The 20,545-nt window shown below is 56.7% G+C and carries 15 protein-coding genes; 5 read left to right on the top strand and 10 right to left on the bottom strand.

Features of this window, described 5'->3' with window-relative positions:
• Window positions 1-57: 57 nt before the first annotated feature.
• The 6 genes from cstA to entC all read right to left on the bottom strand — a co-directional run bounded on the left by cstA (window position 58) and on the right by entC (window position 7,209).
• The gene (cstA, locus tag HV311_RS17820) at window positions 58-2,163 is read right to left on the bottom strand and encodes a pyruvate/proton symporter CstA (protein ID WP_016152202.1); all 2,106 of its coding nucleotides are present in this window, start codon (window positions 2,161-2,163) and stop codon (window positions 58-60) included.
• A gap of 184 nt (window positions 2,164-2,347) precedes the next feature.
• Window positions 2,348-2,761: a proofreading thioesterase EntH gene (gene entH, locus HV311_RS17825; RefSeq protein ID WP_029139447.1), complete on the bottom strand. Its 414-nt coding sequence runs from the start codon at window positions 2,759-2,761 to the stop codon at window positions 2,348-2,350.
• A gap of 2 nt (window positions 2,762-2,763) precedes the next feature.
• Window positions 2,764-3,519 (bottom strand): 2,3-dihydro-2,3-dihydroxybenzoate dehydrogenase EntA, encoded by a 756-nt coding sequence (gene entA, locus HV311_RS17830; RefSeq protein ID WP_191220255.1) that lies wholly within the window; start codon window positions 3,517-3,519, stop codon window positions 2,764-2,766.
• Window positions 3,519-4,376 carry an isochorismatase gene (locus HV311_RS17835; RefSeq protein WP_016152199.1) on the bottom strand — a complete coding sequence of 286 codons (858 nt, stop codon included), beginning with the start codon at window positions 4,374-4,376 and terminating at the stop codon, window positions 3,519-3,521. The genes entA and HV311_RS17835 overlap by 1 nt, the downstream gene beginning before the upstream one ends.
• A 13-nt stretch (window positions 4,377-4,389) precedes the next feature.
• Window positions 4,390-6,000 (bottom strand): (2,3-dihydroxybenzoyl)adenylate synthase EntE, encoded by a 1,611-nt coding sequence (gene entE, locus HV311_RS17840; protein ID WP_191220256.1) that lies wholly within the window; start codon window positions 5,998-6,000, stop codon window positions 4,390-4,392.
• 33 nt (window positions 6,001-6,033) lie between these two features.
• Window positions 6,034-7,209, bottom strand: coding sequence for an isochorismate synthase EntC (gene entC, locus HV311_RS17845; RefSeq protein ID WP_016152197.1), 1,176 nt, complete (start codon window positions 7,207-7,209; stop codon window positions 6,034-6,036).
• Between the two features lie 187 nt (window positions 7,210-7,396).
• On the opposite strand from entC, the gene fepB reads away from it, so the two are divergent.
• Entirely contained in the window at window positions 7,397-8,353 is a 957-nt protein-coding gene (gene fepB, locus HV311_RS17850) for a Fe2+-enterobactin ABC transporter substrate-binding protein (protein ID WP_016152196.1), read from the top strand.
• 58 nt (window positions 8,354-8,411) lie between these two features.
• On the opposite strand, the gene entS is transcribed toward fepB, so the two are convergent.
• The gene (gene entS, locus HV311_RS17855; RefSeq protein ID WP_191220257.1) at window positions 8,412-9,650 is read right to left on the bottom strand and encodes an enterobactin transporter EntS; all 1,239 of its coding nucleotides are present in this window, start codon (window positions 9,648-9,650) and stop codon (window positions 8,412-8,414) included.
• Between the two features lie 109 nt (window positions 9,651-9,759).
• Here entS and fepD point away from each other — a divergent pair, with 109 nt between their 5' ends.
• The 3 genes from fepD to fepC are packed head-to-tail and all read left to right on the top strand — an operon-like array spanning window position 9,760 to window position 12,574.
• Window positions 9,760-10,767 (top strand): Fe(3+)-siderophore ABC transporter permease, encoded by a 1,008-nt coding sequence (gene fepD / locus HV311_RS17860; protein WP_191220258.1) that lies wholly within the window; start codon window positions 9,760-9,762, stop codon window positions 10,765-10,767.
• Window positions 10,764-11,756 carry an iron-enterobactin ABC transporter permease gene (fepG, locus tag HV311_RS17865; protein WP_016152193.1) on the top strand — a complete coding sequence of 331 codons (993 nt, stop codon included), beginning with the start codon at window positions 10,764-10,766 and terminating at the stop codon, window positions 11,754-11,756. The genes fepD and fepG overlap by 4 nt, the downstream gene beginning before the upstream one ends.
• Window positions 11,753-12,574 (top strand): iron-enterobactin ABC transporter ATP-binding protein, encoded by an 822-nt coding sequence (gene fepC, locus HV311_RS17870; RefSeq protein WP_191220259.1) that lies wholly within the window; start codon window positions 11,753-11,755, stop codon window positions 12,572-12,574. Before fepG ends, fepC begins: the two co-directional genes overlap by 4 nt.
• A 45-nt stretch (window positions 12,575-12,619) precedes the next feature.
• Here fepC and entF read toward each other — a convergent pair whose 3' ends face one another.
• The 3 genes from entF to fes are packed head-to-tail and all read right to left on the bottom strand — an operon-like array spanning window position 12,620 to window position 17,973.
• Entirely contained in the window at window positions 12,620-16,510 is a 3,891-nt protein-coding gene (entF, locus tag HV311_RS17875; RefSeq protein WP_191220260.1) for an enterobactin non-ribosomal peptide synthetase EntF, read from the bottom strand.
• The gene (locus HV311_RS17880) at window positions 16,507-16,725 is read right to left on the bottom strand and encodes an MbtH family protein (protein WP_016152190.1); all 219 of its coding nucleotides are present in this window, start codon (window positions 16,723-16,725) and stop codon (window positions 16,507-16,509) included. The genes entF and HV311_RS17880 overlap by 4 nt, the downstream gene beginning before the upstream one ends.
• 30 nt (window positions 16,726-16,755) lie before the next feature.
• Window positions 16,756-17,973 carry an enterochelin esterase gene (gene fes, locus HV311_RS17885; protein WP_191220261.1) on the bottom strand — a complete coding sequence of 406 codons (1,218 nt, stop codon included), beginning with the start codon at window positions 17,971-17,973 and terminating at the stop codon, window positions 16,756-16,758.
• Between the two features lie 253 nt (window positions 17,974-18,226).
• Here fes and HV311_RS17890 point away from each other — a divergent pair, with 253 nt between their 5' ends.
• Complete coding sequence (locus tag HV311_RS17890; protein ID WP_016155941.1) at window positions 18,227-20,500, top strand: TonB-dependent siderophore receptor; 2,274 nt, start codon at window positions 18,227-18,229, stop codon at window positions 20,498-20,500.
• Window positions 20,501-20,545 lie beyond the last annotated feature (45 nt).

Genomic DNA, 20,545 nt, shown 5'->3' on the forward strand with positions numbered 1-20,545 from the left:
TCCCTGTCGAACAAACGCCCTCCCCATTCAGGAGAGGGCTCGTTGGTTAAGAGAATATTAGTGCGCGCCTTTCGCCTGCGCCACGATCTCTTCGACATTCTCAGGCATCGGTTCGTATGGCGTTTCTTTCGACGTAGGTTTGTCCTCTTTCAGTGCTGCCAGTGCAGTTTTGATGGAGAACAGACCCAGCACCACAACGACTACCATGAAGAAGATAGTGAGACCCGCATCCAGGCGGTTGTTAAACACCAACTGCGTCAGCTGCGACTGAGTGTACTGCGCCGGAATATTACCGCTGTCGATCATCGCCTGGAACTTGTTAGCGATGGCGAGGAAGCCAATTTTCGCATCCGGGCTAAACGCTTTCTGCCAGCCGGCGGTCAGGGTACAAATCAGCAGCCAGGCCGTTGGCACCAGCGCCACCCACGCGTAGCGCTGACGTTTCATCTTGAACAGCACCACCGCGCAAAGCATCAACGCCATACCGGCCAGCATCTGGTTGGCGATACCAAACAGTGGCCACAGGGTATTAATACCACCCAATGGATCCACCACGCCCTGGTGCAAGAAGTAACCCCAGGCCAGCACGCACAGCGCCGTTGCCAGCAGGTTCGCAGGCAGCGAATCGGTACGTTTCAGACCCGGTGACACCACGCCCAGCAGATCCTGCAGCATAAAGCGTGCGGCACGCGTACCGGCGTCTACCGCCGTCAGAATAAACAGGGCTTCAAACAGAATGGCGAAGTGATACCAGAACGCCACATCCATCATGCCGCCCAGCGCACCATGCAGAATATACGCCATGCCCACCGCCAGCGTCGGCGCACCGCCTGCGCGGGAGATAATGGATTGTTCGCCGACATCGTTCGCAATCTGATGCAGCGTATCAGGCGTGATAACAAAGCCCCAACTGCTCACAACCTGTGCCGCTGACGCAACCACATCGGTGGTTCCGGCAGGTGCCAGTACAGCCATCGGGCTGTTCATCGCAAAGTAGACGCCCGGGTCGATAACGCAGGCCGCCACCAGCGCCATAATGGCGACAAAGGATTCCATCAGCATCCCGCCGTAGCCAATAAAACAGGCCTGACCTTCATTCGCCAGCATCTTCGGCGTGGTGCCGGAGGCAATCAGCGCGTGGAAACCAGAGACCGCACCGCAGGCGATGGTAATAAACAGGAACGGGAACAGGTTACCGCTCCAGACCGGGCCTGTACCGTCAACAAACTTGGTCAGCGCAGGCATGGTCAGCGTCGGACGCATGATCAGAATCCCTACCGCCAGACCAACAATGGTACCGATTTTCAGGAAGGTAGAGAGATAATCACGCGGTGCCAGCAGCAGCCACACCGGCAACACAGCGGCGACAAAGCCGTATCCCACCAGCATCCAGGTCAACTGTACGCCGGTAAAGTCAAAGTACGGTGCCCAGGTCGGACTTTCAGCCACCCAGCCGCCGGAAATAATAGCAAACACCAGGAATACCAGACCGATGACCGACACTTCACCAATGCGGCCCGGGCGCAGATAACGCAGGTAAATCCCCATGAAGATCGCCAGCGGGATAGTAAAGGCGACGGTGTAGGTTCCCCACGGGCTGTGGGTCAGCGCTTTCACGACGATCATCGCCAGTACCGCGAGGATAATCACCATGATCATAAAACAGGCCACCAGCGCAATGACGCCCGCCGTTGGGCCCATCTCTTCTTTCACCAGTTCGCCAAGGGAACGCCCATCGCGACGGGTAGAAACAAACAGCACCATAAAGTCCTGCACCGCCCCCGCCAGTACTACCCCGGCAAGCAGCCAGATCATACCCGGCAGATAGCCCATTTGCGCCGCCAGCACCGGTCCAACTAATGGACCCGCTCCAGCAATCGCCGCGAAATGGTGGCCAAACAGCACTTTTTTATCGGTAGGAACATAGTCCAGACCATCGTTATGACGCACAGCTGGCGTCATACGCGTCGGGTCCAGCGCCAGTACATTTTTCGCGATGTACAGGCCGTAGAAACGGTAAGCGATAAGGTAGACACAGACCGACGCCACGACTATCCACAACGCGTTGATCTGTTCGCCACGATTTAATGCGATATAGCCGAGGGCAAATGCTCCCATAACGGAGAGCACTGTCCAGACGAGGTACTTCCCTGATTTATTCATACTTGGTTTTCCGTTGTCCTGGTCAGAGAGATGTTACATTTTGTTTCTATAACATCTTTTCTGAATTTAACAACCTGACAACCATGTAAACCCGAAGTATCACTGAGTATTTACATTGCATTGTTAACTGGATCACTTCATTTAGCCGTTAACCCTGCAATTTCATTTTACTTTGTCGGGCGACTCACCCCATCACCGCAGTGCCTAAACGACAGGTGCAACAGCGTCGTCCCTGCTCATCAAAGATGACGATTTCCCAGCTTTGACTCTGACGCCCGAGGTGCAGCGGCTGGCAAACGCCGCGCACTTTCCCCTGCGCAACCGCCCTATGGTGCGTGGCGTTCAGTTCCGTACCCACCACACACTGTCCGTCGCGAGTCATCAGATAACCCGCCATCGAACCCAATGTTTCCGCCAGGGCCGCCGACGCGCCGCCGTGCAGCAGACCAAACGGCTGATGCGTCCGGCTATCCACCGGCATTTCGGCTTCCAGCACATCATCCCCCAGTCGGGTATAGACCATGCCTAAATGCGCCACCATCGTGTTCTGACTGGTGGCATTCAGTTCATCCAGCGTTAAATGACGTTTCCAGATCATCGTCATGCCCCCAGCGTGGAGCCGCCGTCCACCACGATATCCTGAAGCGTGATGTGGCTCGCCAGATCGGAGGCGAGGAATAAAATCGTGTTAGCGATTTCCTGTGGACGAGCGATTTTTCCCAGTGGAATGCCGAGCTTAAACTGCTCGCCAAACCCACGAATGCGCTGTTGCTCCGCGTCATCGCTGACCCACAACGTACGCTGCATGTCGGTGTCGGTCGAGCCTGGCGAAACCACATTGCAACGCACACCGCTGCCTGCCAGTTCAAGTCCGACGGTCAGTGCCAGGTTTTTCAGCGCGGCTTTTGACGCACCGTATGCGCTCATACCGATACGCGGCGTGTGCGCCGCATCCGACGCGATGGTCACGATTGCCCCGCCCTGCTGGCGACGAAACTGCGCCATCGTCTGCTGAAACAGATTGAACGCCCCACCAACGTTAACCGCAAACGTCTGCTGCCACTCCTCAATGCTCAGCGCATCGGTGGCCCCCATACGCAAAATACCCGCCGCATTGACCAACACATCCAACCGCTCGCGCGTTTGCAGGACGCGCTGACACACCTCAGCCACCTGTTCAGCATTCGCCACATCCAGCACTTCGGTGGCAAACGGGTAGTTATCCTGAGAAAATTCACGATCGAATCCTGTCACCTCAGCACCCGCTTTCACAAACGCCAGCGCCGTGGTGTAGCCAATTCCTTTTCCCGCGCCGGTTACCCAGACGGTTTTTCCTGCGAAGTCAAATCCAGACATTACTTCACCTCGCGAGAGAGCAGCGTCCACCAGGCGTCAATAGTCGGGTTTTTCGCCAGCATCACGAAGTCAATATCGCCATGAACCTTACGCCAGCGCGCCGCCAGCGCCATCATGCGCACGGAATCCAGTCCGTAGTCGATCAGGTTTTCGTCATCCATCGGCTCTTCGGACTCATCGAGCAGCGGCAGAATAATGCTGCGTAACGCATCTTTGCTGGCCGGTACCGGCGTCGGTAATAATTCCTGAGTCATCACCACACGCCCGGAGCGTCCCGCCACGTATTTCAGCGACATCAGATGTTCGTCACGGCTAAAGTCTGCCAACGCATCGGCAACCATAAACGGCTTGATGTCGCGCATAAAGGCGTCTGTTGCGGTGGTCATACAGCCAATATGCGCATACACGCCGGTAATGATCAGTTGATTACGTCCGGTTTCCTTAAGCATCTGTTCCAGCGGGGAGCGATGAAATGCGCTGTAACGCCATTTCACCAGAATGGTATCCGCTTCATCCGGCGCCAGCGCCTCAACGATTTTCTGCTGTTCCGGCGAACGCGTCAGTCCCGGTCCCCACATATCATTGAGCAGAGCGCGGTCTTCATCACTCTGTTCTTTCGGCTGAGCGGTGTAATACACCGGAATGTTATGCTCTTTGCAGTACTGACGCAGTGCGGCGATGTTAGCGACGACCTGCTCCATCATCGGGCAGTTATCGCCCCAAAAGCCGATAAAATAGTCCTGCATGTCGTGGATCAGCAGTGCGGCGCGTTCGGGGTCAAACGCCCAGTCCACTTTGTTCACCGGAACATCAAGCGCCGTGGGTAGCGCATAAGCCTGCAGTTTAGGAATTGCCATCTCTTATTCTCCTTCAGGCCAGTGAACGTGATGCCAGCCACTGACGTAATTGTTTTTTATCTACTTTCCCAACCGGAGTCAGCGGTAACGACTCAACGCACTCCACGCGGTCAGGTAATTTAAATTCCGCTACGCCCTGTTCGCGTAGAAAACGACGCACCTGCACCGCTCGCAGCGGCTCTTTTACCACCAACCAGGCACAGCTTTTCTCGCCCATCAGTTCGTCATCCATACTGACCAGCGCGGCATGGATCACCATCGGGTGGCGCAGCAGCAGGTTTTCAATCTCTTCTGCAGCGATCTTCTCTCCACCGCGGTTGATCTGATCCTTCTCACGTCCCTGGACGGTGATGTAGCCATCTCGATCGATGGCGATCAGATCGCCAGAGCAGTAAAAACCGTTGGCGTCAAAGGCGCTGGCATTGTGCTCAGGACTGTTGAAGTAGCCGCGGAAGGTGTATGGGCCACGCGTCATCAGGCGCCCGGTTTCTCCCTCGGCTAAAGGGTTGCCGTCAGCGTCTGCTACCCAGACTTCATCATCGGGACACATCGGGCGGCCCTGGGTATTGATGATGCGTTCAGGACTGTCGTCCAGACGGGTGTAGTTCACCAGCCCTTCCGCCATGCCGAAGACCTGCTGCAGCTGGCAGCCAATCTCCGCCGGAATACGCGCCGCAAGCGAGGCGGAAAGCCGTGCCCCACCGACCTGTAGCAGCGTCAGCGAAGCCAATTGCGCATTGCTCCCCCACTCCGCAATTGCTTGCAGCCACAGGCTCACCGCTGGCGGCACCAGCGCCGTGACGTTAACCTGATGCTGTTCAATCAGAGGGAAGCACAGGGTGGCGCTCGGGTCAGCCGCCAGCACGACGGTGCCGCCAGCCAGGAATACCCCCAACGCGCCAGGCGAACTCATCGCGTAGTTATGCGCCGCCGGGATCGCGCATAAATAACGCGTTTCCCCGGTGAAGCGGCAAATCTCATTGCTGCGACGCACGCTGTAGTAGTAATCGTTATGGGTACGAGGAATCAGCTTTGGCGTCCCGGTAGTCCCGCCAGAAAGCTGGAAATAGGCCACCTCATCAGCAGGCGATGGCGTGGCGGAAAAATCAGTCGCAGGCTGGCTTATCGCCGTTTGCAGATTGTGTTCGCCTTCATCATTGCGCAGTTGCACCACGCGCACTGAATTGTGTTCAGCCACAAAAGCGTTAAGAAAATCGTCTCCGCTAAACAGCGCATGCTGACGATCGGCAATCAGCAGCGCCGGTTCAATCTGTTTGGAATAGGCGTTAAGTTCATTACGCTGATGGCTGAATAATGCCAGCACCGGAGCTACACCCAGCTTGAGCAGCGCAAAGAAAGTGATATACAACTCAGCCACGTTGCCCAGTTGCACCAGCGCGGTTTCGCCGGGTTTGATCCCCTGACGGCGCAGACTGCAGGCGAGATTGTCAGTGGCCTGATTCAGTTGACGATAGCTCAGATGGCGTTCGCCATCGATCACCGCCGTATGGTCGCTGTCGGCGTGACGGGTCAGAATGTCGGTCAGCGGCAAATCCTGCCAGTAACCTTTTTCACGATAGCGGCGGGCAAACTCCTCCGGCCAACGGGTGAAAGGAATACTCATTATCGCTCCTTAGCGGCCTGGTCAATAAGGCTCTTAATGCAGTCCAAAAACATTCAACATCGTGGAGAGTTTGGCTCCCGTTTCACGCCATTCAGCAACCGGGGACGAAGCCGGAACAATCCCGGCACCGGCAAAGAAACGTACCTGATTACGCAGCAGCTTCGCACAACGGATCGTCACCACCCATTCGCCGTTGCCTTGGGCATCACACCAGCCGACAATGCCACCGAATAGTTCGCGATCGAACGGCTCCAGCTCGGCGATCAGTTTGCGCGCAACCTGATGCGGGAAGCCGCTCAGCGCAGGCGTCGGATGCAGCAGGCACGCGAGCGTCAGGGCGTTTTCTTGCGCGTTGGCTTTACCCTCAAACGGCGTGCCGAGGTGCCAGAGCGTAGGCGTGGTGACCAGTTGCGGAGAAGAAGGGAGTTGCAGTTCACGGCTGCGATCGCGCAGGACATTTTTCATGGCCTGCGTCACCAGTTCGTGCTCATGGCGATCCTTTTCGGACGCCAGCAGGCGGATGCCCGCCTCCCGGTCCAGCACATCGTCAGGTTGACGACGTGCCGAGCCTGCCAGCGGTAATGAGCTGAAACGATCGCCTTCTTTGCGTAACAGCAGTTCCGGACTGGCGCCAATCAATACGCCACCGTCTTCAAGGGGAACGTGAAAGTTGTAGCTCGCCGGATTTTGCGCCACCAGGCGCTCCAGCAGCGCCCCGCTGTCAATATTGGCATCAGCGGTGATATCGATCAGGCGTGACAACACCACTTTGTCGACTTCCGGGGTTGCCGTCAGCGCAGCCGCGCGAGCGACCATATCTTCAAAGAAGTTCTGTTCCGGGATCGATTTACGTTCAACAACGTTCAGCGACTGATGCGCGTTAAAGTAACGAGATGATTGCTGCTTCGCCGTTCGGGAGAACGTCTGCCACGACTGGGGAATAAACAGCGATGACGGCTGGCGGGTGTCAAAAGGAATCGCCCCGACCATGATGGGGTTAGCGATACCCTGCGCTTTGGCATCAGCAAACAGCGCATGCATTTTTTGTTGGAAAGGGCTGTCTGGCGAATCGCCATCAATTGCCGGTTCCGCATAGCGGGCGAAGCATCCTGACGTCGTAAAACTACGGTACGGCGACATAAAGAAAAAACTGTCGGGAGCGAGCGTCGGCATAGTCTGCGTTTTTTCCTCGGCCAGTGACGTTTCCATATCATCCTCCAAAAATGATAAAAGCTCTAATAATGATTATCATTTATATTTTCGGTCGCTAACCTAAAAGCAAAGCGGCGGTATGTCAACTCTTGTGGCAGCACAATGTGCGACTTTGGCTTGCATCCTTGTCCACTAACAATGAAAATGAGAAGCATTACTTATACTGATAACAGGATGCTGATTCGTGAGTCTCCCCTCTTTTTGCCGCACCGTGCTCTTACTGGCAGGTTTGTCTATTTCAGGAATTTCTTCAGGTTATGCCGCCGACTGGCCGCGTCAGGTTACCGACAGTCGTGGTACGCATACGCTGGAACATAAGCCGCAGCGAATTGTCTCCACCAGCGTCACCCTCACCGGCTCGCTGCTGGCAATTGATGCCCCGGTCATCGCCAGCGGCGCTACTACGCCGAACAATCGCATCGGCGATGCACAGGGCTTTTTACGCCAGTGGAGCGAAGTGGCAAAAGCGCGCAAACTGAGCCGCCTGTATATCGGCGAACCGAGCGCTGAGGCCGTGGCAGCGCAAATGCCGGATCTGATTCTGATCAGCGCCACCGGGGGAGATTCAGCCCTCGCGCTATACGATCAGCTGTCCACCATTGCGCCAACGCTAATCATTAATTACGACGACAAAAGCTGGCAGTCTCTGCTGACGCAGTTAGGTGAAATTACCGGTCAGGAGCAACAGGCTGCTGCGCGTATTGCCGAGTTTGATAAGCAACTGCAGGCGGTCAAGCAGCGTATTACCCTGCCGCCGCAACCGGTCAGCGCGCTGGTATACACCGCTGCAGCGCACAGCGCCAACCTGTGGACGCCTGAGTCGGCGCAGGGCAAGCTGATGGAGCAGTTAGGTTTCACCCTGGCACCGCTGCCTGCCGGATTGCACACCAGCCAGAGTCAGGGCAAACGCCACGATATCATCCAGCTTGGCGGTGAGAACCTGGCGGCTGGTCTGAACGGCGAAGCGCTGTTCCTGTTCGCTGGCGACAACAAAGATGCCGACGCCATTTATGCTAATCCGCTGCTGGCGCATCTGCCTGCCGTGCAGAATAAACGTGTTTACGCCCTGGGTACGGAAACCTTCCGTCTCGACTACTACAGCGCGACCCTGCTGCTGCAACGTCTGTCAGCTCTCTTTTAATCGCCAGCGCCGGATACGGCTAACGCCTTATCCGGCCTACAAACCGTAGAGGACAACGCTATCCGGCATTCACAGGCATTTGTCGGAATCGGCGCACTTCTCCCAGCAACAGCAGCAGTAGCAGACCGACAATCACCAGCCCAAACCCACTTACGCTTGCCGAAGCAACCGGTGTCATCATCGCCCCCAATCCCCCTAACAGCGCCGCGCCGATCGCATCTCCTGTAACGTTCTGCGCAGTCCACAAACCGTTAATTCGCCCGAGCATCGCTTCTGGCGTCTGCGTCTGTAACAGGGTGTATTGCAACAAAGAGCTGACCGCACTCAGCCAACCGAACAGCGCCAGGCAGACAACGCCAAGCTCCCAGACCGGCATCAACCCAAACAGACCAATAGCCAGGAACGAAGCCACGGTCGATACCAGCATGATCAGTCCCGGACGCACGCTTTGCGCCAGTTGCCCGCTGGTCAACGCGCCCACCGCCGCGCCAAGAGGAATGGCCGCATACAGCAGACCTATTTGCGCACTCGACATTTGCCAGTTAATCGCCAACGCGGGATACAACACGCGCACGGCGCTCGCCATAGTCAACAGACCGCCAAGCAGCGCAATGCCGCCAATCAGCGGGCTGGCAAGCAGAAAGCGAAATGCTGCCAGCAGCGATTTTAGCGGATGCTCGCGCGGCTGCGGCGGAGGTGGCAGCGCGGGAAGGCTCAGCAACGGCAACAAGGTAATGAAAGTGCCCGCCGCCGCCAGACCGTAGTTCCACGCCACGCCACCGGTCGCAAGCAATACCCCGCCAAGCATCGGCGAAATAACCGAACCCAGACGTACCGTCAACATGGTAATCGCCCCGGCCTGCATCAAATTCTCCCGACCAACCAGCGCCGGTGTTGCCGCCAGCAACGCGGTCACGCCCAGCGAGGCAAAGAAACCGTCCCATAAGCCAAGCAAATAAATCGCCAGTAACGACGGTTCGGGCAGCAGCGCATTCAGACACAGACCAATAAAGCCGATTCCGCAGGTTCCACGAGCCAACAGGATCACTTTTTTACGCTCATAGCGGTCGGCCAGCACCCCGCCCACCATCAGACCAATAAACATTGCGCTGCCGGTCAACGTCACTGACAAACCTACCTGCCAGGTCGACTGGGTCATCATCTGGATCTGTACCGGAACCGCCACGCCGAGTAGCCCCAGAGAGACAATGGAAATAAAACGGGCGAGGAAGACGGCGCGAAATGCAGGGTGGGTCTTTAACAGGCTGAGATTGAGCAGCCAGGATTGTCGATTCATTACAGAGCCTTACCAGGTACTTTTTCAATATCCATTCGATGGCTGCACATGCTAACATATCCAAATAAGATCGATAACGATAATTACTATCATTATCAGGGAAGTTGATATGTCATGCTCTGTTTCCGCGACACGTGCCTTCGCCGTGCCCGGACTATTGTTATTACTTGTTCTCACCACGGTATTAAGTCTGGTTATTGGCGCCAAGTCGCTACCTGCCTCCGTGGTGCTGGATGCACTTACCGGCAGTTGTCAAAGCGCTGATTGCACCATCGTGCTGGACGCGCGACTGCCGCGCACGCTGGCGGGGCTGCTCGCCGGTGGGGCGCTGGGTCTGGCTGGTGCATTAATGCAAACGCTCACGCGTAACCCTCTCGCCGATCCCGGCATTCTGGGCGTTAACTCCGGTGCCAGCTTCGCTATTGTGCTGGGAGCCGCGCTGTTCGGCTTTTCCTCTGCGCAAGAACAACTGTTGATGGCCTTTTCCGGGGCGCTGGCCGCGTCGCTTATAGTGGCATTTACCGGCAGCCAGGGCGGCGGGCAGTTAAGCCCGGTGCGTCTGACGCTGGCGGGCGTTGCGCTGGGCGCGGTGCTGGAAGGATTATCCACCGGAATCGCCCTGCTCAACCCGGATGTCTACGATCAGTTGCGTTTCTGGCAGGCCGGTTCATTGGATATCCGCAGCCTGCAAACGCTGAAGGTCGTCCTGGTGCCGGTACTGATTGCCGCGGCTATCGCGTTGTTCCTTAGCCGTGCTCTGAATAGCCTGAGCCTCGGGAGCGACACCGCCACCGCGCTTGGCAGCAAAGTCGCTCGCACGCAGTTTATTGGCCTGTTGGTGATTACCGTACTGTGCGGCAGTGCGACCGCGATTGTTGGCCCTATCGCCTTTATCGGCCTGATGATGCCGCATATGGCGCGCTGGCTGGTGGGGGCAGATCACCGTTGGTCGCTGCCCGTTACTCTGCTGGCAACCCCCTCTCTGTTGTTAATTGCCGATATCATCGGTCGCCTGATTGTCCCCGGCGAACTGCGCGTTTCAGTGGTCAGCGCATTTATCGGCGCGCCGGTGCTTATCTTTCTGGTACGCCGGAAACCGCGCGGGGGTGGCGCATGATGCACCTCTCCCGCCGCCTGATAGTCAGCAGCCTGCTGCTGGTTGTAGGTTGTCTCGCCGTTGGCTTGTGGAGCCTGCGTAGCGGCGTCGTGACGCTGGAAACCCAGCAAATTATTGCCGCTCTGCTTGGCGATGCGCCGCGCAGTATTACGCTGGTGGTGACCGAATGGCGTTTGCCACGCGTGCTGATGGCGCTATTGATTGGCGCGGCGCTCGGCGTGAGCGGTGCAATATTCCAGTCGCTGATGCGCAACCCGCTGGGCAGCCCGGATGTGATGGGTTTCAATACCGGTGCCTGGAGCGGTGTGCTGGTGGCAATGGTGCTGTTCGGACAGCATCTCACCGCTATCGCGCTTGCGGCCATGGTTGGCGGGGTCCTGACGTCTCTGGTGGTCTGGGCGCTCGCCTGGCGCAATGGTATCGACACCTTTCGGCTGATTATTATTGGGATCGGTATACGCGCCATGCTGGTTGCGTTCAACACCTGGCTACTGCTGAAGGCATCATTAGAAACCGCGCTGACCGCCGGACTGTGGAACGCCGGATCGCTCAATGGCCTGACCTGGGCCAAAACCTGGCCTTCTGCCCCACTGATTATCCTTATGCTGGTGTGCGCCACGCTGCTGGTGCGCCGGATGCGTTTACTGGAAATGGGTGATGACAGCGCCTGTGCGCTTGGCGTCAGCGTAGAGCGCTCACGTCTGATGATGATGCTGGTTGCGGTTGTACTGACCGCTGCCGCCACCGCGCTGGCTGGCCCTATCTCGTTTATTGCCCTTGTCGCCCCACATATCGCGCGGCGGATTAGCGGCACATCGCGCTGGGGATTAACCCTGTCGGCGCTGTGTGGCGCGTTGCTGCTGTTGATGGCGGATTTATGCGCCCAACAGCTGTTTATGCCTTATCAGCTTCCGGTGGGCGTTGTCACCGTAAGCCTCGGCGGTATTTATCTTATCGTCTTGTTAATTCAGGAGTCCCGCAAAAAATGATCGAATCAGTAGCCCGTTTGCGTGGCGACCAGTTAACGCTGGGTTATGGCAAATTTACCGTAGCGGAAAACCTCAATGTGTCGATTCCAGACGGTCACTTCACCGCAATTATCGGGCCAAACGGCTGCGGAAAATCAACGCTACTGCGCACGCTTAGTCGTCTGATGACGCCCGCGCACGGTAAGGTCTGGCTCGACGGCGAGCATATCCAGCACTATGCCAGCAAAGAGGTTGCTCGCAGAATAGGTTTGTTGGCGCAGAACGCCACCACGCCGGGTGATATTACGGTACAGGAGCTGGTTGCCCGTGGGCGCTACCCGCACCAGCCATTGTTTACTCGCTGGCGAAATGAGGATGAAATCGCGGTCTCAAACGCAATGCAGGCGACGGGAATCACTCATCTTGCGTCACAAAGTGTGGATACCCTTTCCGGTGGACAACGCCAGCGCGCATGGATTGCGATGGTGCTGGCGCAGGAAACGTCGATTATGCTGCTCGATGAACCTACCACCTGGCTGGATATCAGCCATCAGATCGATCTGCTGGAGCTGCTGAGTGAGCTAAACCGGGAGAAAGGGTATACGCTGGCCGCCGTTCTGCACGATCTTAATCAGGCGTGTCGCTATGCGACGCATCTGATTGCGCTGCGTGACGGAAAAATTGTTGCCGAGGGTGCGCCGAAAGAGATCGTCACCGCGCAGCTTATTGAAAAAATCTATGGTCTGCGCTGTATGATTATCGACGATCCGGTTGCCGGAACGCCGTTAGTGGTGCCGCTTGGGCGCACAACGAAAATTCATACCCAGTCATCTCTATAGGGATGACTACACGGGTCAGCGTTTAACACGCTGACCCGATGACGTTTATTGGATATTTTGGAGCAGGTCACGCATGACAGGCCCAATCTTCTCAAACGCTTCAGGAGTTATGATATCGACATGCGCGCAGTCCTGACGATATACATCCAGACTGGATATCCACGGTGACCAACTGCGTTCAGGACTGACCCCCGGCACTAAGGTGCGCTCAGCAACGAACAGCGTGGCGTGACCAGCAAACGGCGCGCTGTGTGCCGTGGTGAGCAGGCGAACCGCATCGGCGTAGTTGCCTTCGATAGCATTAAATAAGGCCTCTGACGCATTCCCCTGCTGCGCTGCCAGAAACGCTTCACGTTCACGCTCGATCTCGGCCAGTACCGCGGGATCCAACCCATTAGCCTCCTTTTCCTGCCAGTTTTGCGTTTCCGGCGGCCAGGTATCCAGCAGCCCCAGGAATGCAACTGTCTCTCCTCTGGCATGTAAGCGTGCGGCGATTCCCTGCGCCAACGTCCCCCCCAGCGAGTAGCCTAATAAATAATAGGGACCATGAGGCTGCTGGCTGCGCAGCGTTGCCAGGTGATGTTCGCATACCGCATCAAGGTTTTCCGCCGTCTGCATAGGGCCATCCGGTCGCGGCGACTGAATGCCAATAATCGACCACTGCGGACTGAGGTAACGCGACAGCACGCTAAACTGCCAGGCGAAACCCGACGCCGGATGGAAGCAAAACAGCGTTGGGCCATGACTTTCACGCAGCGGCAGCAGCGTCTCGAATCCCAGACGCTGCGACTGTTCATCATCATTGCTCTCCAGCAGTGCACTCAGTTGTTCAACAGTAGAAGCCACCATTATTTGCCCAGGCGTTACCTGACGCTCAAAAATCTGGCTCAACTGCGCTGCCAGTTTCATCGCCAGCAGCGAATGTCCGCCAAGCGCAAAGAAGTCAGCCTCTACGTCATTAACCTCGCAATCCAGCAAAGCCGCAAAAGACTGCGCGATGGCGGTTTCAGTCCCTGCTCGCGGCGCACGTCCTGACGTACGCGACGTCAACTGCGGCATCGGCAGCGCTTTACGATCCAGTTTACCGTTTGCACTCAGCGGCAGCTCCGCCAGTTGCAACAATACCGTCGGCACCATATGCGCAGGCAGTTTTTCACGCAGAGTTTCCCGCAATGCAGACGTATCCAGCGGTAACCCCGATTGCGACACCAGATACCCCACCAACTGTCGTGCATCGCCACCTGTCGCCGCCGCCTGGTTGAATACGCAGGCGTGGGCAACGGCATGTTCGACATCTGGCAGCTGCTGCATCACCCGATCAATCTCACCGAGCTCAATGCGCTGTCCGCGAATTTTAAGCTGGTCATCGCTGCGCCCGAGGTATTCCACTGCGCCATTCTCCAGCCAGCGCGCCACATCCCCGGTACGGTACATGCGTTCACCAGGGTTAAACGGATCGGCGATAAAGCGGCTCGCAGTTAGATCCGCTCGCCCCAGATATCCTTGCGCCAGTTGGATCCCCGTCAGATAGAGATCACCTGCCACGCCAAAGGGCACCGGGCGCATCATGGCGTCCAGGATCCGTAAACCGGTATTCCATACCGGATAGCCAATCGGCACGCTATTGCCCGTTACGGCAACGAGATCGTCCCCCCAGGCCGGATACCAGCTCACATCGACTGCCGCTTCCGTTGGCCCGTATAAATTGTGCAGTGGCGCATGAGTCAACTGTTCCCATTCGCGGCATAAATCTGCAGGTAAGGCTTCGCCGCTGCAGAATACCCGTTTCAGCGAGGCACAGCTCTCCCGTGCGGTTTCCGGCGTCAGTGAAGCAACAAAAGCGGCCAGCATAGAGGGAACAAAGTGCGTGGTCGTCACCCCTGACTGCGCAAAGAACTGCTGCATCGCCAGCGGATCGCGGTGCGCTTCAGGTTCTGCCATGACCAGTTTTGCCCCGGCAATAAACGGCCAGAAAAACTCCCATACCGAGACGTCAAAACTGCACGGCGTTTTTTGCGCCACCACATCATCCGCGGTCAGAGGATAGTGATTTTGCATCCACAGCAAACGGTTAACGATGGCGGTTTGCCCAACCATCACCCCTTTTGGTCTGCCGGTAGAACCGGAAGTAAAAATAATATAGGCCGTATGATTAGGTTGAGATAGCGCCAGCGGTGCAGCATCCTCTTCTGGCAGCGGCGCGTTGTAGCACAGACTTTCCAGCTCCGGAATATCGCTAAAGCGCGCCAGTTGCTCTTCGGTCGCGATCAACAATTTTGGCTTCGCGTCTTCGAGCATCATCCGCAGGCGATCGTCCGGGTATCCGGTATCCAATGGCAGCCAGGCGGCTCCCGCCTCAACAATACCGTGCAGCGCCAGCGTGAGGAACACGGAACGCGGTAATGCCACGGCAACGCTGTCACCAGGCTGTACGCCACGTTCGCGCAGGCGGCGCGCCAGCGCCACGACCTGTTGGCGCATTTCACGATAGCTAAACTGATAGCGGGCATCAGCCAGCGCCGGGGCATCCGGCGTTTTATCGGCCTGCTGTGCCACCAGCGCGCTCAGCGTGGTGGACGGGATCGCCACGGTCGTGTCGTTAATCTTCGCCAGCCGCTCATCTTCTGTCGGCAACAGCATCCCGGCATCGCCGCAGCATAGCGACGGATTGTCGGCAAACTGCGCGATAAGCGCGGTTAAACGCGATGCATGTTGCGCCAGCGTCGCGGCATCGTAGCGCTGTTTATTGGCCAGGATTTCAATACTCAGCCCGCCGTTTTCATCCGGGAACAGCGCCAGCTCCAGATCGTTCACCGGACCTGTCGCCAACGTATGGGTTTGCGCTTGAACGCCGGGAATATTCAGCTGATAGTCGAATATTTTCACGTTCAGTACCGGGCCAAACAGCGGTTCGGCACCGGCTGCGCGCCCGCTGTCGCGAACAATTTGCTCAGCATCATATCGCTGATGTCGGCGCATTTTCTTCAACTGTGCGGCCAGTCGTTGGGCAAGTGCAGGCAAGCTTTCTGCCGCATTCAACTGCACGCCAAATGGCAGGACGTTTAAAACCGGTCCGGTGGACGTGAGCGCCGCCGACCCCATACGCCGCATAAAGATAAACCCGGCGGCATATTCCATTCGGCTGCATAAACGTCCGAGCCACAACGCCACCAGCGCAAGGGCCAGATCCGCACGCTGAACGTCTGGCATACGTGCCGCAAGCCGGCGAAACTCCCCTTCAGGCGCGGTTAACTTCAGACGAATAATATCCGCGCTGGCCGACCGACCTGGCAGGGGTTTGTTAGACAGCGAAGCCGGAGGTGGGAGTTGCTTTCGCTGCTCGGTCCAGAAGGCGCCGTCGCGTTGCCAGGCATCGCTTTGCCGATACTGTTGATACTCTTCCACCACCTCAGAAAATGGCGTAAAAGGTGATTCCGGCGTGGGCTCGCCATGCAGCCATGCGCGGTAAATCGCGGCTATCTGGCGGGTAATGGCCGGGAAACTGAAGCCATCAACCAGCAGATGATGGTAACGCTGATACCAATACCAACGCTTTTCTCCCACCTGAATGAGCAGGTGAAAAACCAGCGGCTTAGTGCCATCAGCACGGATGTCCTGCTGCAGGTCTGCCTGCATCAAGGCGCGCGCTGCCGCATGCGGATCGGATTTTTCGCGCAGATCGACAATTTCTGGTGGCGCAAAGGCAAGCGCAGAGTCTACCCATTGCCAGACCTCGCCGTTATCTTCGCTAAACCGCATCCTTAGAGTATCGGCCTGCTGCAGACCCGCCACTACCGCTTTCGCCAGCAACGGAGCGTCCAGTTCGCCGGTTAATTCTACGTAGTGCGCCACGCTCCACGCTGAGGGCAATGTGGAGAGTTTTTCCGCCATCCAGATCCCCGGCTGAGCCGCAACTAACGGTAAACGTTGAGTCATGGAGCCTCCTGCACATCGACGTAGTTCGCTGGCGTCAGCGTGGTCCAGTTTGCATCCAGCCATTGCTGGCAGGCTTCCTGTGATTGGGGTTCGCACGCGACCGTCCAGCCAGCAGGAAGTGAGCATTGCTGCGGCCAAAGGCTAAACTGACGTTGGGGATTTTGCAGAATGTAAAACTGGCCCTGCGGATTATCGAAGGGGTTACTGAATTCCATACTCAACTCCTGTCGTGGAACATCGTCCGGTTAAATCGTGTCGGTAAGCGGTTGCCAGAGCGTGATCAGCCCTTGCATCAGTCCGCCGCGCCAGCAAAGCGCATCGTGTCCACCATCAACCTGACGCCAGAAAATAGACTGTGGTGCAGAGGGTAACTGGGCATAAAGCGCCTGATTTGCGCGATAAATAATGGGTTCGCGGATCCCGGCTTCCAGGACAATACGCAGCCCCTGGGCGCTTATCTTTCCGCTCTTCAGTTGCTCAACGATCGCCCCATCCTGATGACCACCGCGATGCGGCCACCAATAAGAGCCTGACTGGCTGAGCACGCAGCCAAAGCGCGCAGGCCAGTTAAGCCCGGCATACAGCGATGACAGCCCGCCAAAACTTTGCCCGGCGACGACGGTACGCTGCGGGTCGTCACTGAACGCGGTCGTGGTCTTCACCAGCGGCAATAGTTCCTGCTGTACTGCCAACCAAAAATCCGCATTACACGGCAATTCGCGGCTGCGGTGAGCCGTGTCGATGGTATCAATCAGGAGATAAACGGCGGGCGGGAGGTGTCCGCGATGGGTGAGTGAAGTCAGCGCAGGCCAGACCGGCATACTTTGTGCCCAAAACTGTCCGTCCAGCAGGATAGCCAGGGGACGCGCTTCCGGCTGGGCTTCACCAGTGGTAAACACCCACACGCGGCGTGTATTGCCGAGTCTGGCGCTACGCCATTGCAGGCAAACTGCGGGCGAGTCGGGGTTTTCAGGTCGATCCCATCCCGGTTGTACGGGTGCATCAGGCATTTCCAGCGCAGACACCGCATGGCCACGACCGCCCTGCCAGCTCTGCGGATTGAGGGGATCGGCAATAGCCTGCGGCAACAATTGCCGCCAGCCTTCACGCAGCACGGTTCGGTCAGGCGCTTCGCCCGGCGTCTGCGCGGCAAAAATATCATTTCGTTCTGTTGGGATAAAACAGTAACTGCCGCGCCAGTTGGCGCTGAGGGAAACACTCCAGCACCAAACATTTGTCCCATCAATGCGTTGCATCGACTGAGGGGGGGCATTTTGATGGTGGTCGGTGACGCCGGTGATATAGACCCATACGCGATGAATGGCTGACTCTTTTTCCGTTCCCTGCGGGTCGCGCCACCAGAAGGTTACCCGATAATTTCCGTTGTCTTCACGCTCCCACTCCGGGCCTTTTTTTGACTGCCACCACGCCTCGCTTCCCATCTTTAACGTCGTCACCGCCATAACCCCATGTTTATTGTCGAATTTTATGATCTAGCGTGAAATATATTGATAATATTATTGATAACTATTTGCATTTGCAATAGCGTATTGTCGCGCTGTGGGAAGCGCGCACAGTTTTTCACCACTTATAAACCGGCCTGGCGCTGCGTACTTTTTCTGGAATGGAGGGTTTACGCGGATGCGGGCGACATCAGACCAAATGCCGCACCACGGCACATTGGTACTCGTGGCTAAAAGAACAGCAGGACATACAATGAACAACAAGATTCATTCACTGGCCTTATTGGTCAATTTAGGGATTTACGGGGTAGCCCTGCCAGCAATGGCAGAAGATCAAACCGATAGCGCCGCTGTCTCTCATGAAGACACCATCGTGGTTACCGCCGCCCAGCAGAACCTGCAGGCACCGGGCGTTTCAACCATTACCGCTGATGAAATTCGTAAGAATCCTCCCGCTCGCGATGTGTCGGAAATCATCCGTACCATGCCAGGCGTCAACCTGACCGGTAACTCAACCAGCGGTCAACGCGGCAACAACCGCCAAATCGATATTCGCGGCATGGGGCCGGAAAACACCCTGATTCTGATCGACGGCAAACCGGTAACCAGCCGTAACTCTGTGCGTCAGGGCTGGCGCGGCGAGCGTGATACCCGCGGCGATACCGCCTGGGTGCCACCAGAAATGATCGAACGTATTGAAGTGCTGCGCGGTCCTGCCGCGGCACGCTATGGCAACGGTGCGGCTGGCGGCGTGGTGAATATCATCACCAAAAAAGGCAGCAACGAATGGCACGGCTCCTGGGATACCTATTTCAACGCCCCGGAACATAAAGACGAAGGTTCGACCAAACGCACCAACTTTAGCCTGAACGGTCCGCTGGGCGGGGATTTCAGCTTCCGTTTGTACGGTAATCTCGATAAAACCCAGGCCGACGCGTGGGATATCAACCAGGGTCATCAGTCAGAACGTACCGGCACGTATTCAAATACTTTACCGGCTGGTCGTGAAGGGGTGATCAACAAAGACATTAACGGCGTGGTTCGCTGGGATTTCGCCCCGCTCCAGTCACTGGAACTGGAAGCTGGCTATAGCCGTCAGGGCAACCTGTATGCGGGCGACACTCAAAACACCAACACCAACCAACTGGTGAAAGATAACTACGGGAAAGAGACCAACCGTCTTTACCGCCAGAACTACTCTCTGACCTGGAACGGCGGCTGGGATAACGGCGTCACTACCAGTAACTGGGTGCAGTATGAACATACGCGTAACTCCCGCACGCCGGAGGGCCTGGCGGGGGGTACCGAAGGGATTTTCGACCCGAATGCGTCACAAAAATACCTCGACGCCGACCTGAGTGACGTCATGCTGCACAGTGAAATCAGCATTCCGTTAGATCTGCTGGTTAACCAAAATCTGACGCTCGGTACCGAATGGAACCAGCAGCGCATGAAGGACATGTTGTCCAATTCGCAGACCTTTATGGGCGGTGATATTCCAGGGTCCAGCAGCACCAACCGCAGCCCGTACTCAGACGCAGAGATTTTCTCTCTGTTTGCTGAAAACAACATGGAACTGACCGACAGCACCATGCTGACGCCGGGTTTGCGTTTCGATCATCACAGCATTGTGGGCGATAACTGGAGTCCGTCCCTGAACCTGTCCCAAGGTCTGGGCGATGACTTCACCCTGAAGATGGGGATTGCGCGCGCCTATAAAGCGCCAAGCCTGTATCAGCTCAACCCGAACTACATTCTGTACAGTAAAGGTCAGGGTTGCTACGCCACCGGCTCCGCGACCGGTATTGGTTGCTACATGATGGGCAACGATGATCTGAAGGCCGAAACCAGTATCAACAAAGAGATTGGTCTGGAGTTCAAACGCGACGGCTGGCTGGCTGGGGTAACCTGGTTCCGCAACGATTACCGTAACAAGATTGAAGCAGGTACGGTCCCGTTCGACAGAACGTCTATCACCAACAAAGGGAAAACGACTTATACCGATATCTATCAGTGGGAAAACATTCCAAAAGCGGTAGTTGAAGGTCTGGAAGGGACGTTGAACGTGCCGGTTAGCGAAACCGTTAACTGGACTAACAACATCACCTACATGCTGCAAAGTAAGAATAAAGAGACCGGCGAGCGCCTGTCGATTATTCCTGAATACACGCTGAACTCGACCCTGAGCTGGCAGGCACGTGAAGATCTGTCATTGCAATCCACCTTCACCTGGTACGGCAAACAGCAGCCGAAAAAATACGATTACCAGGGTAAACCCGTTACCGGTAGCTCGGCCAGTGAAGTCAGCCCATACAGCATCGTCGGCCTGAGTGCGACCTGGGATGTGACGAAAAACGTCAGCCTGACCGGCGGCGTGGATAACGTCTTTGACAAACGTTTATGGCGTGAAGGGAATGCCCAGACCACGGGCGATATCGTGACCGGGAACTATATGGCGGGCGCAGGCGCGCACACCTATAACGAACCGGGCCGGACGTGGTTCATGAGCGTTAACACACACTTCTGATAACGTTTTTCCCTCTCCTCGTTACGGGGAGAGGGAAACCGTAAG

Origin of the sequence: Citrobacter sp. RHBSTW-00881 (assembly GCF_013728515.1) — a bacterium.
GTDB lineage: Bacteria > Pseudomonadota > Gammaproteobacteria > Enterobacterales > Enterobacteriaceae > Citrobacter > Citrobacter braakii.

What these genes read in the sequence shown, in the direction of transcription:
- cstA (WP_016152202.1), bottom strand. Translation starts at nt 2,163, where the DNA reads ATGAATAAATCAGGGAAGTACCTCGTCTGGACAGTGCTCTCCGTTATG.
- entH (WP_029139447.1), bottom strand. Translation starts at nt 2,761, where the DNA reads ATGATCTGGAAACGTCATTTAACGCTGGATGAACTGAATGCCACCAGT.
- entA (WP_191220255.1), bottom strand. Translation starts at nt 3,519, where the DNA reads ATGTCTGGATTTGACTTCGCAGGAAAAACCGTCTGGGTAACCGGCGCG.
- HV311_RS17835 (WP_016152199.1), bottom strand. Translation starts at nt 4,376, where the DNA reads ATGGCAATTCCTAAACTGCAGGCTTATGCGCTACCCACGGCGCTTGAT.
- entE (WP_191220256.1), bottom strand. Translation starts at nt 6,000, where the DNA reads ATGAGTATTCCTTTCACCCGTTGGCCGGAGGAGTTTGCCCGCCGCTAT.
- entC (WP_016152197.1), bottom strand. Translation starts at nt 7,209, where the DNA reads ATGGAAACGTCACTGGCCGAGGAAAAAACGCAGACTATGCCGACGCTC.
- entS (WP_191220257.1), bottom strand. Translation starts at nt 9,650, where the DNA reads ATGAATCGACAATCCTGGCTGCTCAATCTCAGCCTGTTAAAGACCCAC.
- fepD (WP_191220258.1), top strand. Translation starts at nt 9,760, where the DNA reads ATGTCATGCTCTGTTTCCGCGACACGTGCCTTCGCCGTGCCCGGACTA.
- fepG (WP_016152193.1), top strand. Translation starts at nt 10,764, where the DNA reads ATGATGCACCTCTCCCGCCGCCTGATAGTCAGCAGCCTGCTGCTGGTT.
- fepC (WP_191220259.1), top strand. Translation starts at nt 11,753, where the DNA reads ATGATCGAATCAGTAGCCCGTTTGCGTGGCGACCAGTTAACGCTGGGT.
- entF (WP_191220260.1), bottom strand. Translation starts at nt 16,510, where the DNA reads ATGACTCAACGTTTACCGTTAGTTGCGGCTCAGCCGGGGATCTGGATG.
- HV311_RS17880 (WP_016152190.1), bottom strand. Translation starts at nt 16,725, where the DNA reads ATGGAATTCAGTAACCCCTTCGATAATCCGCAGGGCCAGTTTTACATT.
- fes (WP_191220261.1), bottom strand. Translation starts at nt 17,973, where the DNA reads ATGGCGGTGACGACGTTAAAGATGGGAAGCGAGGCGTGGTGGCAGTCA.
- HV311_RS17890 (WP_016155941.1), top strand. Translation starts at nt 18,227, where the DNA reads ATGAACAACAAGATTCATTCACTGGCCTTATTGGTCAATTTAGGGATT.